Below are 19582 nucleotides of genomic sequence, written 5' to 3'. Positions count from 1 at the left end.
CTAACCGAAAACCGATGAAGTGGACAAAACTTTTACCTTTTACTTTTTTACTGGTGGCGATTTGGGCACAAACCCATGCTCAGTCGTTCAATAACCTGCCTGTTGTTACCCAAAAACCACCCTTGCACGGAAAGCACTGGATGGCTATTACGGGTAAACCTTTGGCTGCCACGGCAGGAGCAATGATTTTTACCAAAGGAGGAAATGCCGTGGACGCAGCTTGTGGTATGTTGGCAGCTACCTGCACCATGTGGGATGTGCTCAGTTGGGGCGGTGAAACGCAAGCCCTTATTTACAATCCCAAAACCAAAAAAGTCATTGCCATTAATGCCTTGGGGGTAGCACCAACGGGAGCCACTGCCGATTTCTTCAAAAACAAAGGCATGAAGTATCCTCCTGAGTACGGGCCTTTGGCAGCCGTGACACCAGGAACGCCAGGCGGATTGATGACCATTTTGGCCGAATACGGAACCATGTCGCTCAAAGAAGTGCTTGCACCTGCCATGCAATTGGCAGAAGGCTATCCTATTGAAGCCCAAACGGCCAATTCAATCGAAGGGAAAAAAGACCTTATCAAACAGTGGCCGTATTCCAAAAAGGTATTTTTGCCGCATTTGGGTGCCAAACGCGAAGCGCCCGATGCAGGAGAGATTTTTGTGCAAAAAGATTTGCTCGAAACGCTCAAAAAATTGGTAAATGCCGAACAGCAAGCGTTGGCAAAAGGAAAATCTCGAAAAGAGGCAATTTACGCCGCTAATGATCTTTTTTATCGTGGGGAAATTGCCAAAGAAATTGCTCGGGGCTGCCAAGAGCAAGGAGGCTTGATTACGGAACAAGATTTGGCCAATTGGAAGGTCAAAATCGAAGAGCCAATGATGACTACTTACAAGGGAATTGAAGTATATAAACTCCAACAGTGGACGCAAGGTCCTGCCATGCTTCAAACGTTGAATATCTTGGAAAACTTCGACCTCAAAAGCATGGGTTACAACTCCACTCGCTACGTGCATACGCTGTACCAAGCCATGAATTTGGCCTTTGCCGACCGTGATTTTTACTACGGAGACCCTGCGTTTGGCCCCGAAGAACCCATGAAAGGGCTACTTTCTAAGGAATATGCCAAAGAGCGTAGCAAGTTGATAAACCCCAATATGAACGACCCCAAAATTGGCCCAGGCGACCCGTATCCGTTTGAGGGCAAAGCAAATCCTTACCTAGATTTGCTCAAAAACTGGGGAAGCGCAAGCTTAACGGCTCCTAAAAATAATGCAACACTGGACGAGAAATTCCAGGAAAGTTTCACGGCAGGAACGACCTCGGTAGAGGCCGCAGATGCCGAAGGTTGGGTGGTTTCGATGACGCCTAGTGGTGGATGGGTACCTGCGTGTATTGCAGGAAATACGGGTATCGGAATGAGCCAACGAATGCAGTCGTTTGTGCTTGACCCGAAAGAGAATCCTTTCAACGTGGTAGAGCCAGGGAAACGTCCTCGGGTGACACTTACCCCTAGCCTTGCCCTAAAAAATGGCAAGCCTTTCTTGTCCTTTGCCAAACAAGCAGGAGATGAACAAGATCAGTTATTGCTCCAGTTTTTCCTCAATATGGTGGAGTTTGACATGACCGTGCAGGAGTCGTGCGAAGCGCCAAGTTTTAAAACGTTTCAGATGTACTCGACGTTTGGCAACCACGAACGCATCAACGGTGGTTTAACCCTCAACGAAGCCATGCCTTCTTGGACACGAAAAGACCTTGGAAGAATGGGGTATAAAATCAACTACCAAGAACGAACCAGTGGTCCCATCAACGCCATTTATTTTGATTGGGAACACGGTAGCTTTTGGGGAGGCTCAAGCAACCACGGTGAAGATTACGGAATTGGCTGGTAGCAAATCAGACCATCCCGCGTGATTTTAACTCCAAATATTTGTTGACGGTATTCGCATTTAAGTCCTGTGGTGCCGTCAAAATCGACTGAATGCCGTATTGTTCAAGTTCCTTGACGATACGGCGTTTTTCGTAATAAAACCGCTCGGCAATGGTCTTCAGATAAATCGTTTCGGTTGTTTCGGCGGGCGTTTTTAGCAATTGAGCCGTTTCGGTATTTTCAAAGAATACGACTATAAGTAAGTGATTCTTTGCTAATTGTCGTAGATAAGGCAACTGACGATGCAGGGCATTGACAGTTTCAAAATTGGTGAATAATAAAAGCAAACTACGTTGGCGAATTTGGTTTTTGACGTGGCTATAAAGCGTTTCGTAGTCGCTTTCCAAATACCGCGTTTTTTGTTTGTACAGTACTTCCAAAATCTTTTGCATTTGTCCCGTTCGGCGGTCGGCGGGAAGAACTTGCCCAATTACTTCCGAAAAGGTAAAAATTCCTGCTTTGTCTTGCTTCAATAAGGCAATGTTGCTCAATACAAGCGACGCGTTGATGGCGTAATCTAACAGTGTTAAACCCTCAAACGGCGATTTCATTACCCTTCCTTTATCAATCAAGCAATACACTGCTTGCGAGCGTTCGTCTTGGAAGGCGTTTACCATCAGCTCGTTGCGACGGGCGGTGGCTTTCCAGTTGACGGTACGGATATCATCTCCCTGTACGTAGGGTCGAATTTGTTCAAACTCCATACTATGCCCCAGCCGTCGCTGACGTTTGATGCCAATGTCGGTGAGTCGGTTGGAAATGGCCAAAAGTTCGTATTGCCGCATTTGTAAATAAGAAGGATACACAGCCACCATTTTATCTTGCGAGAATTGGTAACGCCGTTTTATCAAACCAAGCGGACTTTTAACAAAAACATTGACGGCCCCGAAACTATATTCACCGCGTTTGGTGGGACGGAGTTCATACCGAAGTTGCTGGGTTTCGTTGGGCGCCAAACTCGTTTGAAACAACACATCACGTCGTTGAAATTGGAAAGGAATTTCGTCGATGATGTCAAGATTTGTACGGAACGAATAACGATTCTCAAGGTGAAGAGTGATGGGGTTGGGGTCGCCATTGGAAAGCCGATCTGCAACATCTCGACGGGCAAAAATACCTTTTTCGGCCCGAAACAGCAGCAAAGCATCCACAAGGGTCACCACCAAAGCTACCGCTGCCGCCAATTTTACCAAACCAAATAGCCCGATGAAAAGGTAAGAGACCAAAAAAGCCGCTACCAAAACAATCAGTAGTGCCCAGAAAAGCGGAGAAAAATACAGGTTTTTGATGACTTTCATGCTAATAAATAAATTCTCCCGCTCCTTCGCGAATGACCTCAAAATCGTCGGTGGTGGCGTCAATAATGGTTGAAGCGATAAGCCCTCCAAAGCCGCCGTCGATTACAATATCCACTTGGTGTTGAAAACGCTCGAACATGATTTCGGGGTCGGTAGGGTACTCCATAAACTCATCGTCGTCTTTGATAGACGTAGTGATGATGGGATTGCCCAATTCGTGGACAATTTGAAGCGGAATGGGGTGGTTGGGTATCCGAATCCCCACTGTTTTGCGGTTTGCCAATACTTTTGGAACGCGACTACCAGCCAAGAGGATAAAGGTAAATGGCCCTGGCAGAATACGTTTCATGACTTTAAAAGCCGAATTGCTCACTTTGGCATAATCCGCAATGTGGCTTAGGTCGTGGCAAATGAAAGAAAAATCATTTTTTTGGGGCTTGATGCCTTTGATGCGTGCAATGCGCTCGACGGCGCGGGCATTGTGAATATCGCAACCTAAGGCATAGACCGTATCGGTAGGATAAATCACCAAACCACCATCTTGAAGACAGCGGATCACCTGCTGAATTTTGCGTGGTTCGGGATTCTGGGGGTGTATTTTAAGGAACTCTGCAGGCATTCGACAACTCAGTTGGTTTCCGAAACAAATGAAAAAGCTTTGTTTTACAAACGTATCATTTTATTTGGAGAACACAAATAACGAAAGTCATTCAACGAACTTTAAGAGTCGAGCTGTACAAACGGAACACCTTGCTGCATCAATGATCGTTTTCGGTTGCTTTGCCACTTGGCGTAAAATTGATAAAGCCAATTGACTGGGAGGTGGAGGCGGCATAAAAAAACGAGCAATTCGGTTTCCCAGCCAGGGTCTTCGATGTAATTGAGAAGCTTACGAAATTCGGTGGCTTGCTGGGCATCTTCTGCTACGAAGCACTTTTTGATGAATTGGCGTATCCTTTCGGCTAATAAGTCATATTCTTCTTGAGAACGGCTGAGGTCGTAGGCTTTGTTGCAAACTGCCCAACTGGATTTCAACATGTCGTTTCCAACCAGATAAAACTGCGAAGCCATCGACCCATCGAGAACGCGCTTGCTCATTAACACTTCATCAATGTAATGGTATTTATAATCGTGGGCTGAGCGAACAAAAAAATCAAAATCTTCGTAACTCAGCGTTTCGTCGTACCCACCGAGTTTCATCAATACGGATTTTCGCATCATGATAGAAGGAGTACAGATAAAATAGCGCCGCAATATTTCTTTGTAAACATTTCCCGTTGGAACTACTCCTTGAGCTTTTCCATCGTTACCTAAGGCATAATGGTAGCCAATAAGTTTTCCTGAAGTGTCTATGTATGAAGCATTTGAAAAAACAACGGCATAGTCTTTGGGAAGTCCCTCAAACGCTTTGACCTGCTGTGCGATGCGTTGAGGAGGCATGACGTCATCAGCGGCCAAGTCGATGACGTACTTCCCTTTGGCTTCACCCAGTCCTTGATTAAAGGCTTTGCACAGCCCAATATTGTCGACATTGCGGATAAAAATGGTGTTGGGGTACTGATCAATAAATTGTAAAATTACCCGTCTTGAGTTATCCGTACTGGCATTATCAATTACAATCAATTGAATATTGTCATACGTTTGATTGGCAACCGATTGCAGGCACTCGTAAATAAACGGCGCATGGTTGTAGCAAGTACAGATGACAGACACTTCTGGATTCATAAGGAGGCGTTGAGACTATTTCTTTGCGTAAAAGGGCATTTATTTGATTAGTAAAAGTAATCTAAAATTTACAAATTCTATTCAGGATATACTTACTTCTTAGTAAACGGTAACGGTATGTGTATCTATTCGACATAAAAAACGCCGCGAAAAATGCCTAATAATTTTTTTTTAAAAAATAGTAAGCAGGATAAGTGTTCTGAAAAACAGGGGATTGAATGCTTTTGAGCTAAAAGTGAAGAAATTTTATTCAACATAAAGAAAAACTTTGGCATGATTTTCTCTATGTATTTATCAAGATGTAGAAAAACATCTTTCAATATTTATGGGTTAGGGTAGTGCATAAATGCCGACACGCGCTGCGTACGGCATTTATTTTTTTGTACCCTTCGTAAGCTTCGACGGAGGCGTAGATGTTTCGTATTTGGCCCGCCAAATGCTCAAATTTAATTCAAAACCAAAAATCAATAGCAAAGCAACGAGGTAAAACCAAATCATTAGCGCAATGATGGTTCCGATGGAGCCATAGAGCTTATTGTAACTACCAAAATGGGATAAATAAAACGAAAACCCGTAGGTGGATGCTATGAGCAAGAAAGAGGAGATGATTGCGCCAAGGTTGAAAAATCGCCAGCCGTGGTTGATTTTGGGGGCAAAACGATAAATAATGGCTACTGCCAACGTAAAAGTTGCAAACATGACGCCATAACGCACCACATCTAATAAAAAAACGGTAAAGCTGTCGCGGAGAAAAATGGTGTCGTGAAGCCAATCGACCAAAAAGCCACCGACAATAATGATCAAAACTGCCAAAAAAAGCACAAAAGACAGCATAATCGTCAGCATGATTGCAATGCCTTTGGTTTTAAAATAGCCTCGATTTTCAGAGGCTTGGTCGGCGGTGTTAAAGGCGGTCATGAGGGCGCCCATGCCATTGGTGGCGGTAATAAGCGCTAAAATAAAACCAAACGACAAAATGCCTCCTTGTTTTCGGCTGATGATGTCATAAATCGTCGTGGCGGCAAATTCATAGAGGGGCTCTGGCATGGCATCGCGCATAAATCCCATGATTTGTACCTCCATGTTTTCAATGGGTATGTACGGAATGAGGGTAAATAGAAAAAGCGTGGCGGGAAAAACCGCCAACGTAAAATTATAAGCAACAGCCGTAGCGCGTTGGTCGATGTTGTACAAAAGGATTTTTTCAACCAGAATCGTAACGATGTCGGCAAGTGATACTGAAAGTGAAAAGAATCGTTTACGGTGAAGAAAATGGTAGAACTTCCGTAGTTGACGATACTTGGATTTAGACCAGTGTTGGAGCATGGACCCGTTTTAAAATTTGTGATTTTTCGACTGCTCAAACTCCCTTAAAACGCCACAATTGAATAGGCTGCTTGATGAGGTTGGCGGGTTTGGTCGCCAATTTTGCTGCGATTGCGGTCATCGTCGTGAATGACAAACAACGTATTTGACCCAACAGGCGTGAGGTCTTCTGCTTTGTGGGTAAACTTCAACGGCTGACCTGTCGAACGGTCTTTGACCAAGGTGAGTTTATTGGCCTTCAGGTCGGCTTCGGTTGCCCACCATAGATAGGCACTATTTCCCTGTGTTTCACTTTCCATCGAGGTAAGTACCCAAAATAGCTGGCGTTTGGCGTCGTATTCGATGCACGAAAGCGCCAATGGCTTTGGTAAACTGGGTTCTAAACTTGCAATATCGATGTCAGCCAATGTTTCAAAATTAGTGGAAATCATCAAAGAATCATTGGCGAAGCGATAGGAGACAGTAAGTACTTTGGCTTTGTACTTAAAATCATCGTATTTTTTTCCTTCTTCACGGATTCCAAAATATAACTTATCGTGCGTAGCTGCGAATCCTTCCACTTTAAAATAAGGCATTCCGTCAGGAAAATCGGTGGAGCGGAGGGCTTTGGACAACGCACTACGAAGGCTCATGGAGAATTTTTCGCCCGCCACCAAGTGCGCAGCTTTGGGCTGAATGTTTTTTGGGTCGGCACCAACTTTCCAATAGAGAAGCGCATTATAGCCATCCCATTCGTTGCTTCCTTCTTTGACACGATCAAAACCTGTGCTTAAAAAGGCCAAAGAACGATTCGGAGCAAGGGCAAAATCTTCGTATTTCTGGCTAGTTTTGAGTAAGTTTTGGGTCAAATAGGTTGGTTTATTGGCAAACATATCGGTTTCAGAATAAGCCCAATAAAACACCGCAGCGTCGTTGTTTGGCATGTCTTTGTCGTTAGCAAGAGTGAGGTTTTGGCCATCGTACAAAACAGCAGAAGCTTCGCACCAAAGCTCACGGCCTGAGGCTTGTAGTCCCGCTTGAAAGCAGTCAATAAAGCCTTCTTTGACAATACTAGCTCCTGAAATCGAACGACTTGCGGGGCGCTGACAGCTTACAAAAGCCAATAGCCCTATGGCGTAAAGAGTTAATTTTTTCATACCTGTAAAAAAAGACGGAGAAACGGAGCTACAGGTTGCATCTCGGTTTCTCCGTTGCGTTTTGAATGTTATCGAAACGAATTACATGCGCGATTTGATGATGTTTGTGAACTCTCTTGATTTAAGAGAAGCACCACCAATCAAACCACCGTCAACGTCGGGACAAGCAAAAAGTTCATCCGCATTTTTTTCGTTGCAGCTGCCACCGTACAAAATGGTGGTGTCGTCTGCTACTTGAGCACCAAATTTCTCAGCAACGTGCGCGCGCAGTGCGGCGTGCATTTCCTGTGCTTGGGCAGAAGAGGCTGTCAAGCCCGTACCAATGGCCCATACAGGTTCGTACGCGATGACAACTTTTCCAAAATCTTCAGCTGACAAATCAAACAACGCTGCTGTGATTTGGTCTTTTACGATGGCAATAAAATCCTCGTTCTGACGCTGTTCCAACAATTCGCCGCAGCAGAAGATGGGCTTCAAGCCGTTTTCCAACGCAATTTTTACTTTTTGTGCTATTAACGCATCCGTTTCTCCAAAGTACTGACGACGTTCGCTGTGGCCGATAATGACGTATGGAACCTCAATCGCTGAAAGCATTGAAGCTGAAATTTCGCCTGTGAAAGCGCCAGATGCCTTGTGGTGGCAGTTTTGGGCTCCGAGGGAAATGCGATCTACTTCTTGTACATATTTCTGCAAAACTGGCAAGTAAATGTAAGGTGTACACAAAACGACTTCAACGTCGCCACGAACCTCGTCCCGTACCATATTTACTACTTCCGACGTAAGGCTCAACGCTTCTTCAAGCGATTTGTTCATTTTCCAGTTACCAGCTACAATTTTTTTTCTCATTGGATGGGTGATTTTTAAAAGTTTTTGGGAGTAATTTTATTTCGATTTTTGGGTGTATTTAGCAATATTACATCGAGCTTAGTCGAAATTGCCAAAGAATCCGCCTCAAACCTTCTAAAACAATTAAACTCGATGCGAAGTTAAGAAGAATAAATTGATTCAAAACGGCACTTTTTGTAGTATATTTTTTGTTTTTCTAAGAAAATAGCATAACTTTACTAACAGCCTACCTTTTTTCGGCACGACAATGAGACGGTGGTTTTTATCTTTCGCAATAGCCTGTTGTTTGCCACTTTCACTTTTGGCCCAGCGAGGCCAAAAAAAAGAAGACAAATTTGGCTTCTTCTTGCAGGGTAATATGAAGTTTACCCGCATCCCTTTTGAAATGCACGCTAATCTAATCGTTGTACCAGTTCACATCAACGGTTCAGATACCCTTCACTTTATTCTCGATACGGGCGTGAGCTCAGTGATTATTACGAATCCTAATTCACTAAAAAGAGAAAAACTGAAATTTACCCGAAAAGTGGTTCTAACTGGGGCTGGAGAAGGGGAGTCGTTGACGGCTTCGGTGGCCATCGGTAATACCCTCGAAATGGGGAAAATGAAAGCAACGTACCAAAATATCGTTGTTCTTGAACAAGATGTGCTTCGGCTGTCGGAATACGTAGGGATTCCGATTGATGGAATTTTTGGCTACGAAGTGTTTAATAACTTTGTAGTCACAATTGATTTTGTGAACAAGGAATTGTTGCTGAACAAACCTGAAAGTTATAAATACCGCAGTCGCCACGGTGATCGCTACCCGATAGTGGTGGAAGATACCAAGCCCTATGCCGACGTGATTGCGCTGGTGGACAATGGCCAAGAGCTTCCCATTCGGGTGGTGATTGATACGGGCGCTGGCCATGCGTTGTTGATTGACAAACACGCTGATAACCAAGTTAGACTTCCAGAAAAAGTACTTCGGGCGCAGCTTGGGAGGGGGTTAAACGGCGTGATTAACGGCAATCTTGGCCGAATCGATAAAGTCCGTTTTGGCAAATACGAACTAGACAATGTCTTGGCGTCGTTTCCTGATAGTTTATCGTTTGGGATGAAATTTGCTAGTCGAAACGAACGTCAAGGAAATATTGGCTGTGAACTTTTAAGACGTTTTAAAGTGACGTTCAATTATGCTGATCGGTATATTGTCCTCAAACCCGTCAAACGTCGTTTGAAAGAAACCTTTGAACACGATATGAGTGGGATTGAGTTTCGCGCCAAAGGCCAAGATTTTAAGGATTATATTATTGATAAAGTGGTTGAAGATTCGCCTGCTTGGGACGCGGGCTTGCAGGAAGGCGACGAACTTCTGTTTATTAATAACAAATCAGCCGATGATTTGATTATCAGTGAAATATACAAACTTCTTCAAAAAGGGGAGGGCAAAGAAATTGCGATGCTAGTTCGCCGCAAAGGAGTCATTCATTTTGCCAAATTTCAGTTGAAAAGAATGATTTAAGTGCTAAAGCACAACGGGGCCGCCCGTGCGGTTAACCGTTATCCGTTCAAAATCAACGAATTACATTAAAGCAAATATCCTAAAACTTTTGCTCTGCTACTTAATGCCTTGTTTGAAAAGTAATATGATATTTTTTATCCCGCAGATAAACGCAGATTAAAATTCAACGCGGATTGGCGCAGATAAGCTCATTAGCCGAATTAATCACCCAAAATCTGCGGTTATCTGCGGTTTTAGAATCAGCGTAAATCTGCGGGTAAATTATAAAGAAACTTAATAAACAACGTACTTAATTTAAGCCTTGGTCTTTGTCAAAGTTCAAGACTTAAACAAAGGAGGGTTTACGAGACTTTTAGGTGATTAGCAAAATTAAACACATAGTACACAAATCTAAAGGTCGATGCGTCTGACCGATTTCTTTGTTTACTATGTGTTTATTCTAATTGTCCTCTCTGTGTTTTAAAGGGAAGGGAATGTTACTAAATCCTGCATTTATTTGTACACCCACAAAATGCCAAGGCTTAATTAGGGAATGAAATTTTTCCCATTGAAACACTGGGGACTCCCTCTCTTGTGCCAAAGTCAAGGTTATTTCCACAAAGCGTTTCGTTGGCTAAAATGGCAAACAAAACCGCTTCTTTGGCATCCCCTGATATCCCTAAGGAATCGGTGGCATCCATCGGAAAGTCGGGCAGTAATTTGCGAAGTGCCTTAATGAGGGCAGGGTTGTGCATTCCCCCCCCGCTCAAATACAAATGATATTCTTGGTCTTTTTGGCACACTTTTAAAATGGCCTCGGCGATGGTTTCTGCCGAAAACTGAGTAAGGGTAGCGACCAAATCTTCGGGAGATAAGGAGGTGGTATTGCTGCGTTGCTGGGCAATTCGCACGTACTCCAAACTGAATAATTCGGGGCCCGTTGTCTTGGGAAAGGGCCCTTTAAAAAAGGCATCTTTTTTCAATGCGACCAACAAAGATTGATTGACATGGCCACTTAGAGCAACTTTTCCATCTTGGTCGTAGGGCAAGTTAAAAAACTTACGCATAAAAGCGTCGATGAGGGTGTTGCCTGGCCCAGTATCGGTGACGAACACCTCTTGGGCATTGAGCGACCCTGGCAGATACGTAAAATTGGCTATTCCGCCCATGTTTAGCATGATGCGGTTTTCATCTTTTTTGGAAAAAATAAAATAGTCGCCATAGACAGCAAGAGGCGCACCTTCACCACCCGCCGCGCAGTGTTTTTGCCGAAAATCACTCAGGGTAATAATGCCCGTCGTTACGGCGATATGGTCGCCATCGCCAATTTGAAGGGTAGCGTTGGGGTATTTATCTAGCCGATGCAAAATTTTGGGAGCATGAAAAACCGTTTGCCCGTGACTCGCGACAACATCAATGTCTTGCGGGTCAATTTGCCATTTCTTCAAACAATCCAGCACGAGTTTTCCATGCAAATTTCCCACCCACGGGTTGAGGAGACAAAGGTGTTGGAAATCAATTTCTTTTTTGGCAAAAACCCGACGAATTTCATCTTTGATGTCATCACCAAAAGCAATAGTATCGAATTTTTCGAGGGTAAGCGTTGTCTTTGCACCATGCCCACTAAAACGACATAGGGCTATGTCTAAACCATCCATGGATGTCCCAGACATGAGCCCTATGATTCGTCGCGTTGGCTTTTGTGCAATCTCAACTAATTTACTGAGGTTTGCATTCATTCGCCTGTCGATTAAAAATGTCTATCACCAGCTTCGCGGCGTCCCAACATCACGGCACCTACCATGGCAATAAGGAACAATACCGACGCTAATTCAAAAGGAAGTAAATAATCGTTGTAAAGTACATTTCCGAGACTTTCGACCATCCCCACTTGTGAATCAAATTCGTAAGGATTGTAAGAGCCAAATTGTGATTTACGCAACACACCGACCATGATAACCCCGAGGGTTCCACCCACAATGGTTGCCGCGATTTTGACTAAATTGGTTTTCGATTCTTCGTCTTCTTGACGCAAGTTCAAGAACATAATGACAAATAAGAAAAGTACCATGATAGCACCTGCATAAACGATGATATTAACAGCGGCTAGGAATTGGGCGTTTAGAAGCACATAATGTCCTGATAAACAAAAGAAAGTGCCAATCAAAAAAAGTACGCTGTGAATCGGGTTTCTTGCTAAAACGACCATTAGCCCGCACAAAATCGTCAAAAACGAAAGTACGTAGAAAAAAATAGCGGCGGGGGTAAGGTTATTAATAAAAGTTGAAAAGTCCATCTTTAAGGTAGTTTACAGTTGTGTTCTTGGTTGTGCTACGATACCTTTCAAATCTTGTTCGTGCGCTTCTTCTCTGGTCCAAGCGGTGCGTAAATAGCGGTTGTTCATATTTTCGGCCAACTTGTCTTTACCCCAAATTACTTGATCACGTTCAGTAAATACGGGCACAAACTCATCGTGACGAAGGTAAATGGCTTGTTTTGGACAAGCTTCCTCACACAGCCCGCAGAAAATACAACGTAGCATGTTGATTTCATACACGGCAGCGTATTTCTCTTCCCGATAAAGATTTTCTTCTCCTTTTTGGCGTTCTGAAGCCACCATTGAAATCGCCTCAGCAGGACAAGCTACGGCACACAAACCGCAGGCAGTACAGCGTTCGCGGCCTTGGTCGTCGCGTTTGAGGACGTGGCGCCCGCGAAATACGGGGCCTAGGTTCTTTTTAACTTCAGGATAACTGATGGTCACTTTTTTCTGAAAAAAGTGCTTAATCGTAATCCCTAGACCTGTGACGATGGCAGGAAGATAAATCTTCTCTGCAAAGGTCATTTCTTTATTACTAACTTGTTTTGAACGATTCGTAAGTTGCATAACTCAAAGGTTTACAGTTCCTAGTTTACAGTTTACAGGGCGATAATTAGTAAGCTGTAACACTTGTAAGCTATTTCAAAAGTGAAACTACTAAGGGTTTCAAGTACAAAATGGCGCCCCCCGTCAAGATAACATTGACAATGGCCAATGGAATAAGTCCTTTCCAGCCGAGGTTCATTAATTGGTCGTAACGGAAACGAGGCAATGTCCAACGTACCCACATGTAGAAGAATACAAAGAACAATGACTTACCAAAGAAAGCCAACGTACCTACCAACGTAGCAAGGTTGTGACCCGTAATTTCTCCCGTTGCAGCAATCAATTTGGCTTGTACCCAATCCATGCCCGGGTAGTTGTACCCACCAAAGTAAAGACTGGCAATCATTGCGGATGAAACAAACATGTTGATGTATTCAGCAAAGAGATAGAAACCAAGTTTCATTGAGCTATACTCCGTATGATACCCACCAATGAGCTCTGTTTCACACTCAGGAAGGTCAAAAGGAGTACGGTTACACTCGGCAAACGCACAGGTAATGAAAATAACAAAACCCAACGGTTGATAGAATATATTCCAGTTGCCGCCGTGCTGTTGCTCCACGATATGACGGATAGAAAGTGACCCTGTCATCATCAAAATGGCAACAATAGCCAAACCCATTGAGATTTCGTAACTGATGTTCTGCGAAGCCGCACGAATGGCGCCTAAAAGCGAGAATTTGTTGTTGGAAGCCCAACCTCCCACCATGATTCCATACACACCAAGCGAAACAACTCCAAACACGTATAGGATTCCAATGTTAACGTCGATGGCTTGTACGGCCACATCCCAAACTTTACCAGGGGCGGCTTCGTACTTGATGCTGTCGCCAAACGGAATAACCGCGCTGGTCATTAAGGCGGTAAGCATGGAAAGACACGGGCCCAAAATAAACAGCCATTTGCTGGCATGTGATGGAATGAAGTCCTCTTTAAAGAACATTTTGACGGCATCGGCGATGGGTTGCAATAACCCAAACGGACCTGCACGGTTAGGGCCAATACGGTCTTGAATAAAGGCTGCCACCTTGCGTTCTGCATAAGTGGAGTAAGTTGCTATCAACAGGGTAATGGCAAAAATGAGTAATATTATAATTGCCTTGATGATAAAAGCTGCGTCTATTGAAAAAGCCATAATCGAAGTGACTGTTTTTTAGTTGTTCTCGGCCAATGAACGTTGATTGGCTTTCGCGTTATTTTCTTTACTCAGTTCCCGAATGGTGCTGTTGTCAGTGACAAACGGGCGAGAGTCGTCAATTTGCTTGTATTGCGAGGCCGCTACTTTCAAACCAAACTCTGGTTTTTTCAAGTCAGCGCGGTATTTATTGGCCATAATCACCGAGTAACGTGCCACTTTCATGGGGCCTTCGATGGTCCAGTCACTGGTTTTTTTACGTTCAAAACGGCAGGTATTACAGATAAATTCTTTGACTTCGCCCCATTCGTTTTTGCGCGCAGTTACGCGGATTACTTCATCTCCACGGTACCACAACGTCACTTTACCACTGCATTTTTCACAATCACAATGTGCATCTACAGGCTTTGTGAACCAAACACGGTTTTTGAAACGGTAGGTCTTATCCGTCAATGCACCTACTGGGCAAACATCAATAACGTTTCCTGAGAAATCATTATCAATGGCTTTTTCGATGTACGTACTAATTTCGGCATGGTCGCCACGGTTCATCACCCCATGTACACGTTTGTTGGTGATTTGGTCAGCAGTAAACACACAACGGTAGCACAAAATACAACGCGTCATGTGTAATTGAACATACGGGCCAATGTCTTGCTTTTCAAACGTACGACGGTCTTCTTCGTAGCGCGTTTGAACACGACCATGCTCAAACGCAAAGTCTTGAAGGTGGCATTCGCCTGCTTGGTCGCACACTGGGCAATCGAGCGGGTGGTTGAGGAGCAAAAACTCCACGATTCCCTTGCGGGTTTCTACCACGGCTTCGTTGGTGGTGTTTTCAACAATCATACCATCTTGCACCGTAGTAATACACGAAGGTACCAACTTAGGCATAGGGCGCGGGTCTTTGGCTGACCCTGCGGATACTTTTACCAAGCAAGCACGGCATTTTCCACCCGAACCCTTCAATGGCTCATAGTAGCACATAGCTGGAGGTGCAAGGTGCATTTTTGTAGGATCGGCTTCGGCGATTTTACGGGCCGCTTGCATGATGGTCGTTCCAGGCGGCACTTCGATTTCGATACCGTCAAACGTTATTTTGAATAACTGCGGTGCAGTAGTTTCCATGTATTATTCGTAGTTCAAAATCAAACTTCAATCTCTTAAACTAATTCCATTTCACCACGGTACACTGCACCGGGTTTTGTTGCTTCGAGCGGATGGGTCACGTGCCATTCAAATTCATGACGGAAGTGACGAATGGCCGCCGCTATTGGCCAAGCTGCTGCATCTCCCAATGGACAGATGGTATTTCCTTCAATTTTTTTGGCAACGTCCACCAACAAGTCAATGTCACGCATGTTTCCTTTACCGTGTTCGATGCGGTCGAGCACTTTATCCATCCAGCCAGTTCCTTCGCGACAAGGTGAACATTGTCCGCACGACTCGTGGTGGTAGAAACGGGCAAAGGTCAACGTATTGCGAACGATACAAGTGGTTTCATCCATGACGATAAATCCGCCCGATCCAAGCATGGTACCTGTGGCAAAACCTCCGTCAGACAATGATTCATACGTCATCAAACGTTTGTCACCATTGGCCAATGTTAGGATAAGGTTGGCTGGCAAAATAGGTACAGAAGAACCTCCTGCTACCACCGCTTTGAGGTGGTGCCCAGGGCGAATCCCGCCACACCATTCGTCAGCATAAATAAAGTCTTCAACCGTAATACCTAATGGAATTTCATAAACGCCAGGTTTGTTGACGTGGCCAGAAACCGAAATAAGCTTCGTTCCTGTGCTACGACCTACCCCAAGTGCCGCATAAGCTTCACCACCGTTGTTGACAATCCAAGGTGTATTTGAGATAGACTCCACGTTATTAACCACCGTAGGACATTGGTAAAGCCCCTTGACGGCAGGGAATGGTGGCTTGTTGCGTGGGTTTCCACGTTTTCCTTCCAATGATTCAAGAAGGGCCGTTTCTTCTCCGCAGATGTAAGCACCACCGCCTGGTTGAACGACCAATTCAAGGTCATAGCCAGTTCCCAAAATATTTTTTCCTAAAAAGCCCGCAGCTTTTGCTTCTTCAATGGCTCTTTCAAGGATGTGAATGACATACATCAATTCACCACGTACATAAATGAATGATTTGTTGGCACCAAGCGCAAAACTTGAAACAATCATCCCCTCAATCAACAAGTGAGGGTTGTTTTTCATTAAGTAGTGGTCTTTGAAAGTACCAGGTTCTGACTCATCGGCGTTGCAGACCAAGTAGCGAGGAACTCCTTCTGGTTTGGCCAAAAAGCTCCACTTCATTCCCATCGGGAAACCTGCTCCACCGCGTCCTCTGACACCTGATTTTTTGACTTCCTCCACGATTTCGTCAGGAGTCATTTTTTTCAATGCCTTTTCTACCGCAGTATAACCGCCCATCTTACGATAGACTTCGAAGGTGTCGATACCGGGAACATTTATGTGTTCGGTAAGAATTTTTACTGGCATAGTATATCGATGAAATATCTTTTAGTCTTTGCTTAATTCGTCAATGATTTCGTCAATCTTGTCATTGGTCAGGTTCATGTAGTACTTTTCACGAACCTGAAAGACGGGTCCCCATCCGCAGGCAGCCAAGCACTCCACTTCTTTGATGGTAAATTTGCCATCGGCAGTGGTTTCGCCCGTATCAATTCCCAATTTTGTCTTGAGGTATCCATAAACATCTTCACCACCCATGAGGCAGCAAGGACCCGTACGGCAATACTCAATGACGTGTTTGCCAACGGGGTCAAGGTGAAACATGGTATAAAACGATGCCACCTCATATACTTCAATGGGCAAAATAGTGAGCAATCCAGCCACATAATCCATCACCTCAGGACTTACCCAGCCATATTGTTCTTGGGCAAGGTGAAGCAAAGGCAAAAGGGCAGATTTTTGTTTACCTTCTGGATAGCGAGCTATGATTTCTTTGGCTTTGGCTAGACGCTCGGTAGTAAAAGCAACAGTATGTGTAGTTTCAGTCATTTTCAAAGTCGATTAAGCATCCAACTCACCTGCAATTACGTTAAGACTACTCATGGTCACGATAGCATCTGAGATGGTGCTACCAACGCACATTTCAGGATAAGCCTGATAATAAATAAAACACGGACGACGGAAGTGCAAACGGTAAGGCGTACGTCCACCATCGCTGATTAAGTAGAATCCAAGTTCTCCGTTTCCGCCTTCAACAGCATGATACACCTCGCCAACAGGAGCGTCGATTTCACCCATCACAATTTTGAAGTGATAGATGAGTGCTTCCATGCTACGATATACTTCTTGCTTTGGAGGCAGATAGTATTCGGGGGCATCGGCAAAATAAGGGCCTTCTGGAAGATTTTTCAACGCTTGCTCAATGATGCGAAGGCTTTGCCAAATTTCCTCGTCACGAACCATGAATCGGTCGTAAGTATCGCCATGTTGTCCAACTGGAATGTCAAATTCAAAATCTTCGTACGAAGAATAAGGGTTCATCACCCGAACGTCGTAGTCCACCCCAGCAGCACGAAGGTTTGGCCCCGTAAAGCCGTAACTCATGGCACGCTCGGCAGAGATAGCGCCAACCCCAACGGTACGATCCATAAAAATACGGTTGCGGTTAAATAACCGTTCGAATTCTCTGAAAATAGGGGGGAATGTCGTCAAAAACTCATTGATTTTGCGAATCGCTTCTTTCGACAAATCGCGTTCCATTCCACCTACGCGACCCATGTTGGTTGTCAAACGCGCACCACACATTTCTTCGTAAATTTCATAGATTTTTTCACGGTACTCGTAGATGTACAAAAAGCCCGTAAATGCGCCTGTATCAACGCCTAAGATACCGTTACAAACGATGTGGTCGGCAATACGTGCCAGCTCCATCATAATAACGCGAATGTATTGAGCCCGTTTTGGAACCTCAACGCCGAGGAGTTTTTCAACCGTCATGTGCCATCCCATGTTATTGATAGGAGAAGAGCAGTAGTTCATGCGGTCGGTGAGGGTCGTAATTTGGTAAAACGGACGACGCTCGGCAATTTTTTCAAAAGCGCGGTGGATATACCCGACTGTTTGTTCCCCAGCAATGATTTTTTCACCATCCATCGTCAACACGTTTTGGAAAATACCGTGTGTCGCGGGGTGGGTAGGGCCAAGGTTGAGGGTAGTCAGTTCATTGACGTATTGTACTGGTTCGTCTTTGACAAGAGTACCGCTAGTTGATTTGGCAATGTTAGCTTCGGTCATTTCTTGTTTTACTTAAAATTATCTTCCAAAAAGAGCATCAATTTTATCTTCACGGGTAGCGTCTTCCAACGGATATTCGCGGCGCATTGGGTGGTAATCCATTTCTTCCATGTTCAGGATACGAATTAGATTAGGGTGGCCATCGAAGATGATTCCGAAGAAGTCAAACGTTTCGCGTTCCATCCAATTGGCGCTTGCATATACTTCGGAGGCCGTTGGAATGTGCAAATCGGCTTCTGCCAAAAAGACTTTAATACGTACCCGAAAATTGTGAATAAAACTGTGCAAGTGATATACCACACAGTATTCGGTGGCGGGGGTGGTGTCAGGAAAATGTACCCCAGTAATATCTGTTAGAAAGCCAATTTTAAATTCTGAGTGATTTTTGAGGTATTCGAGCATTGGAATAATCTGCTCACGCGTGGTAGTCAACGTGAGCAACCCAAATGGCTCTTCAAAATCATATACATCATCCCCAAATTTCTTGACGATTTCTTCTGCTACTGATTGATTGTTGAGCATAAGTCTCAATGATAAAATCGATGATTACTGAATGTTATACGATGCCAAAAGTGCTTGATACTCGGCACCATTACGACGGCGGAGTGATTCGTTGTGGGTAAGTTCACGTACTTGCATGATGCCTTCCAAAATTTGCTCAGGGCGAGGAGGGCAACCAGGTACATATACATCCACAGGAATAACGCGGTCGATGCCCTGCAAAACGCTGTACGTATCGAAAACACCACCACTTGAAGCACAAGCACCAATGGCAATAACCCAACGAGGTTCGGCCATTTGAAGGTAAACTTGTTTCAAGACAGGGGCCATTTTCTTGGCAATGGTTCCTGCAACCAGCAACATGTCAGCTTGGCGAGGTGAGAAACTAGGACGCTCTGAACCAAAACGAGCCAAGTCATAACGCGAAGCCATGGTGGACATAAACTCAATTCCGCAGCAAGACGTCGCAAACGGCAATGGCCACAACGAGTGGCTACGGGCCAAACCTACTACTTTATCAAACGAGGTAGCAAAGAAGCCCGAACCTTCGAATCCTTCAGGGGCTTCTACTATTTTTATATCAGTTGCCATAATTGATGGTTAATCGTTGTTATTTTTCCCAGTCTAAAACACCTTTGCGGATAATGTAGTAGAAGCCAGCCAAAAGCAAGCCCATGAATAAAATCATTTCTACAAATCCTAGCGACCCTAATTTTTGGAAATTGACCGCCCAAGGGTACATAAAAATAACCTCCACGTCAAACAAGACGAAAAGAATAGCTACTAGAAAATACTTGATGGAAATAGGAGTACGCGCATCTCCTTTTGATTCGATACCACATTCAAAAGCTTCGTCTTTACGCTCACTGTTTCGCTTTGGACCAATAGAGTGCGTTACTATCATGGTCACCACGATGAAGGCCAATGCCAAGCCTAGTTGAATGAGGATAGGTAGGTAGTCTGAAGGTAAATAATTCATTCGTATGGGGATTGGTTAATGCAGATTAACTT

19 protein-coding genes are annotated in these 19582 nt (G+C 44.4%); 2 read left to right on the top strand and 17 right to left on the bottom strand.

All coding sequences use genetic code 11. The features are described from left to right. The first annotated feature begins 14 nt into the window (after positions 1-14). Entirely contained in the window at positions 15-1886 is a 1872-nt protein-coding gene (locus tag FHS57_RS27800) for a gamma-glutamyltransferase family protein (RefSeq protein WP_183979447.1), read from the top strand. Positions 1887-1890: 4 nt separating this feature from the next. On the opposite strand, the gene FHS57_RS27795 is transcribed toward FHS57_RS27800, so the two are convergent. The 6 genes from FHS57_RS27795 to tpiA form a co-directional block, all read right to left on the bottom strand. Then, positions 1891-3222, bottom strand: coding sequence for a DUF58 domain-containing protein (locus FHS57_RS27795; protein ID WP_183979445.1), 1332 nt, complete (start codon positions 3220-3222; stop codon positions 1891-1893). Between the two features lies 1 nt (position 3223). Continuing rightward, the gene (locus FHS57_RS27790; RefSeq protein WP_183979443.1) at positions 3224-3841 is read right to left on the bottom strand and encodes an L-threonylcarbamoyladenylate synthase; all 618 of its coding nucleotides are present in this window, start codon (positions 3839-3841) and stop codon (positions 3224-3226) included. Between the two features lie 101 nt (positions 3842-3942). After that, entirely contained in the window at positions 3943-4947 is a 1005-nt protein-coding gene (locus tag FHS57_RS27785; RefSeq protein ID WP_183979441.1) for a glycosyltransferase family 2 protein, read from the bottom strand. 372 nt (positions 4948-5319) lie between these two features. After that, positions 5320-6273, bottom strand: coding sequence for a YihY/virulence factor BrkB family protein (locus FHS57_RS27780; protein ID WP_183979439.1), 954 nt, complete (start codon positions 6271-6273; stop codon positions 5320-5322). Between the two features lie 44 nt (positions 6274-6317). Next, positions 6318-7409: a hypothetical protein gene (locus FHS57_RS27775; protein WP_183979437.1), complete on the bottom strand. Its 1092-nt coding sequence runs from the start codon at positions 7407-7409 to the stop codon at positions 6318-6320. A gap of 81 nt (positions 7410-7490) precedes the next feature. After that, the gene (tpiA, locus tag FHS57_RS27770) at positions 7491-8255 is read right to left on the bottom strand and encodes a triose-phosphate isomerase (protein ID WP_183979435.1); all 765 of its coding nucleotides are present in this window, start codon (positions 8253-8255) and stop codon (positions 7491-7493) included. A 247-nt stretch (positions 8256-8502) separates the two neighbouring features. On the opposite strand from tpiA, the gene FHS57_RS27765 reads away from it, so the two are divergent. Continuing rightward, entirely contained in the window at positions 8503-9759 is a 1257-nt protein-coding gene (locus tag FHS57_RS27765; protein WP_183979433.1) for an aspartyl protease family protein, read from the top strand. A gap of 521 nt (positions 9760-10280) precedes the next feature. On the opposite strand, the gene FHS57_RS27760 is transcribed toward FHS57_RS27765, so the two are convergent. The 11 genes from FHS57_RS27760 to FHS57_RS27710 all read right to left on the bottom strand — a co-directional run bounded on the left by FHS57_RS27760 (position 10281) and on the right by FHS57_RS27710 (position 19556). After that, complete coding sequence (locus FHS57_RS27760) at positions 10281-11477, bottom strand: anhydro-N-acetylmuramic acid kinase (protein WP_183979430.1); 1197 nt, start codon at positions 11475-11477, stop codon at positions 10281-10283. An 11-nt stretch (positions 11478-11488) separates the two neighbouring features. After that, positions 11489-12034: an NADH-quinone oxidoreductase subunit J family protein gene (locus FHS57_RS27755; protein WP_183979428.1), complete on the bottom strand. Its 546-nt coding sequence runs from the start codon at positions 12032-12034 to the stop codon at positions 11489-11491. Between the two features lie 12 nt (positions 12035-12046). Beyond that, positions 12047-12625 carry a NuoI/complex I 23 kDa subunit family protein gene (locus FHS57_RS27750; protein ID WP_183979426.1) on the bottom strand — a complete coding sequence of 193 codons (579 nt, stop codon included), beginning with the start codon at positions 12623-12625 and terminating at the stop codon, positions 12047-12049. A 70-nt stretch (positions 12626-12695) separates the two neighbouring features. Next, positions 12696-13799, bottom strand: a complete 1104-nt coding sequence (nuoH, locus tag FHS57_RS27745) for an NADH-quinone oxidoreductase subunit NuoH (protein ID WP_183979423.1) — start codon at positions 13797-13799, stop codon at positions 12696-12698. Positions 13800-13817: 18 nt separating this feature from the next. Next, positions 13818-14927 carry an NADH-quinone oxidoreductase subunit G gene (locus FHS57_RS27740; RefSeq protein WP_028526552.1) on the bottom strand — a complete coding sequence of 370 codons (1110 nt, stop codon included), beginning with the start codon at positions 14925-14927 and terminating at the stop codon, positions 13818-13820. Between the two features lie 35 nt (positions 14928-14962). Beyond that, positions 14963-16303, bottom strand: coding sequence for an NADH-quinone oxidoreductase subunit NuoF (gene nuoF / locus FHS57_RS27735; protein ID WP_122930843.1), 1341 nt, complete (start codon positions 16301-16303; stop codon positions 14963-14965). 21 nt (positions 16304-16324) lie between these two features. Then, on the bottom strand, positions 16325-16825 hold the full coding sequence (locus FHS57_RS27730; protein WP_183979421.1) for an NADH-quinone oxidoreductase subunit NuoE family protein: 501 nt from the start codon (positions 16823-16825) through the stop codon (positions 16325-16327). 12 nt (positions 16826-16837) lie between these two features. Continuing rightward, positions 16838-18070: an NADH dehydrogenase (quinone) subunit D gene (gene nuoD / locus FHS57_RS27725; RefSeq protein ID WP_183979419.1), complete on the bottom strand. Its 1233-nt coding sequence runs from the start codon at positions 18068-18070 to the stop codon at positions 16838-16840. 18 nt (positions 18071-18088) lie between these two features. Beyond that, a complete protein-coding gene (locus tag FHS57_RS27720; RefSeq protein ID WP_028526556.1) occupies positions 18089-18592 on the bottom strand; it encodes an NADH-quinone oxidoreductase subunit C in 504 nt (167 codons plus the stop codon). 24 nt (positions 18593-18616) lie between these two features. Then, entirely contained in the window at positions 18617-19162 is a 546-nt protein-coding gene (locus FHS57_RS27715) for an NADH-quinone oxidoreductase subunit B (protein ID WP_028526557.1), read from the bottom strand. Between the two features lie 19 nt (positions 19163-19181). Further along, positions 19182-19556: an NADH-quinone oxidoreductase subunit A gene (locus FHS57_RS27710; RefSeq protein ID WP_157607765.1), complete on the bottom strand. Its 375-nt coding sequence runs from the start codon at positions 19554-19556 to the stop codon at positions 19182-19184. Between the last annotated feature and the right edge of the window lie 26 nt (positions 19557-19582).

Source organism: Runella defluvii (assembly GCF_014195535.1).
Lineage (GTDB): Bacteria > Bacteroidota > Bacteroidia > Cytophagales > Spirosomataceae > Runella > Runella defluvii.
Note: the sequence above shows the minus strand (reverse complement) of the source record. Positions and strands in the feature narration are given on the sequence as shown.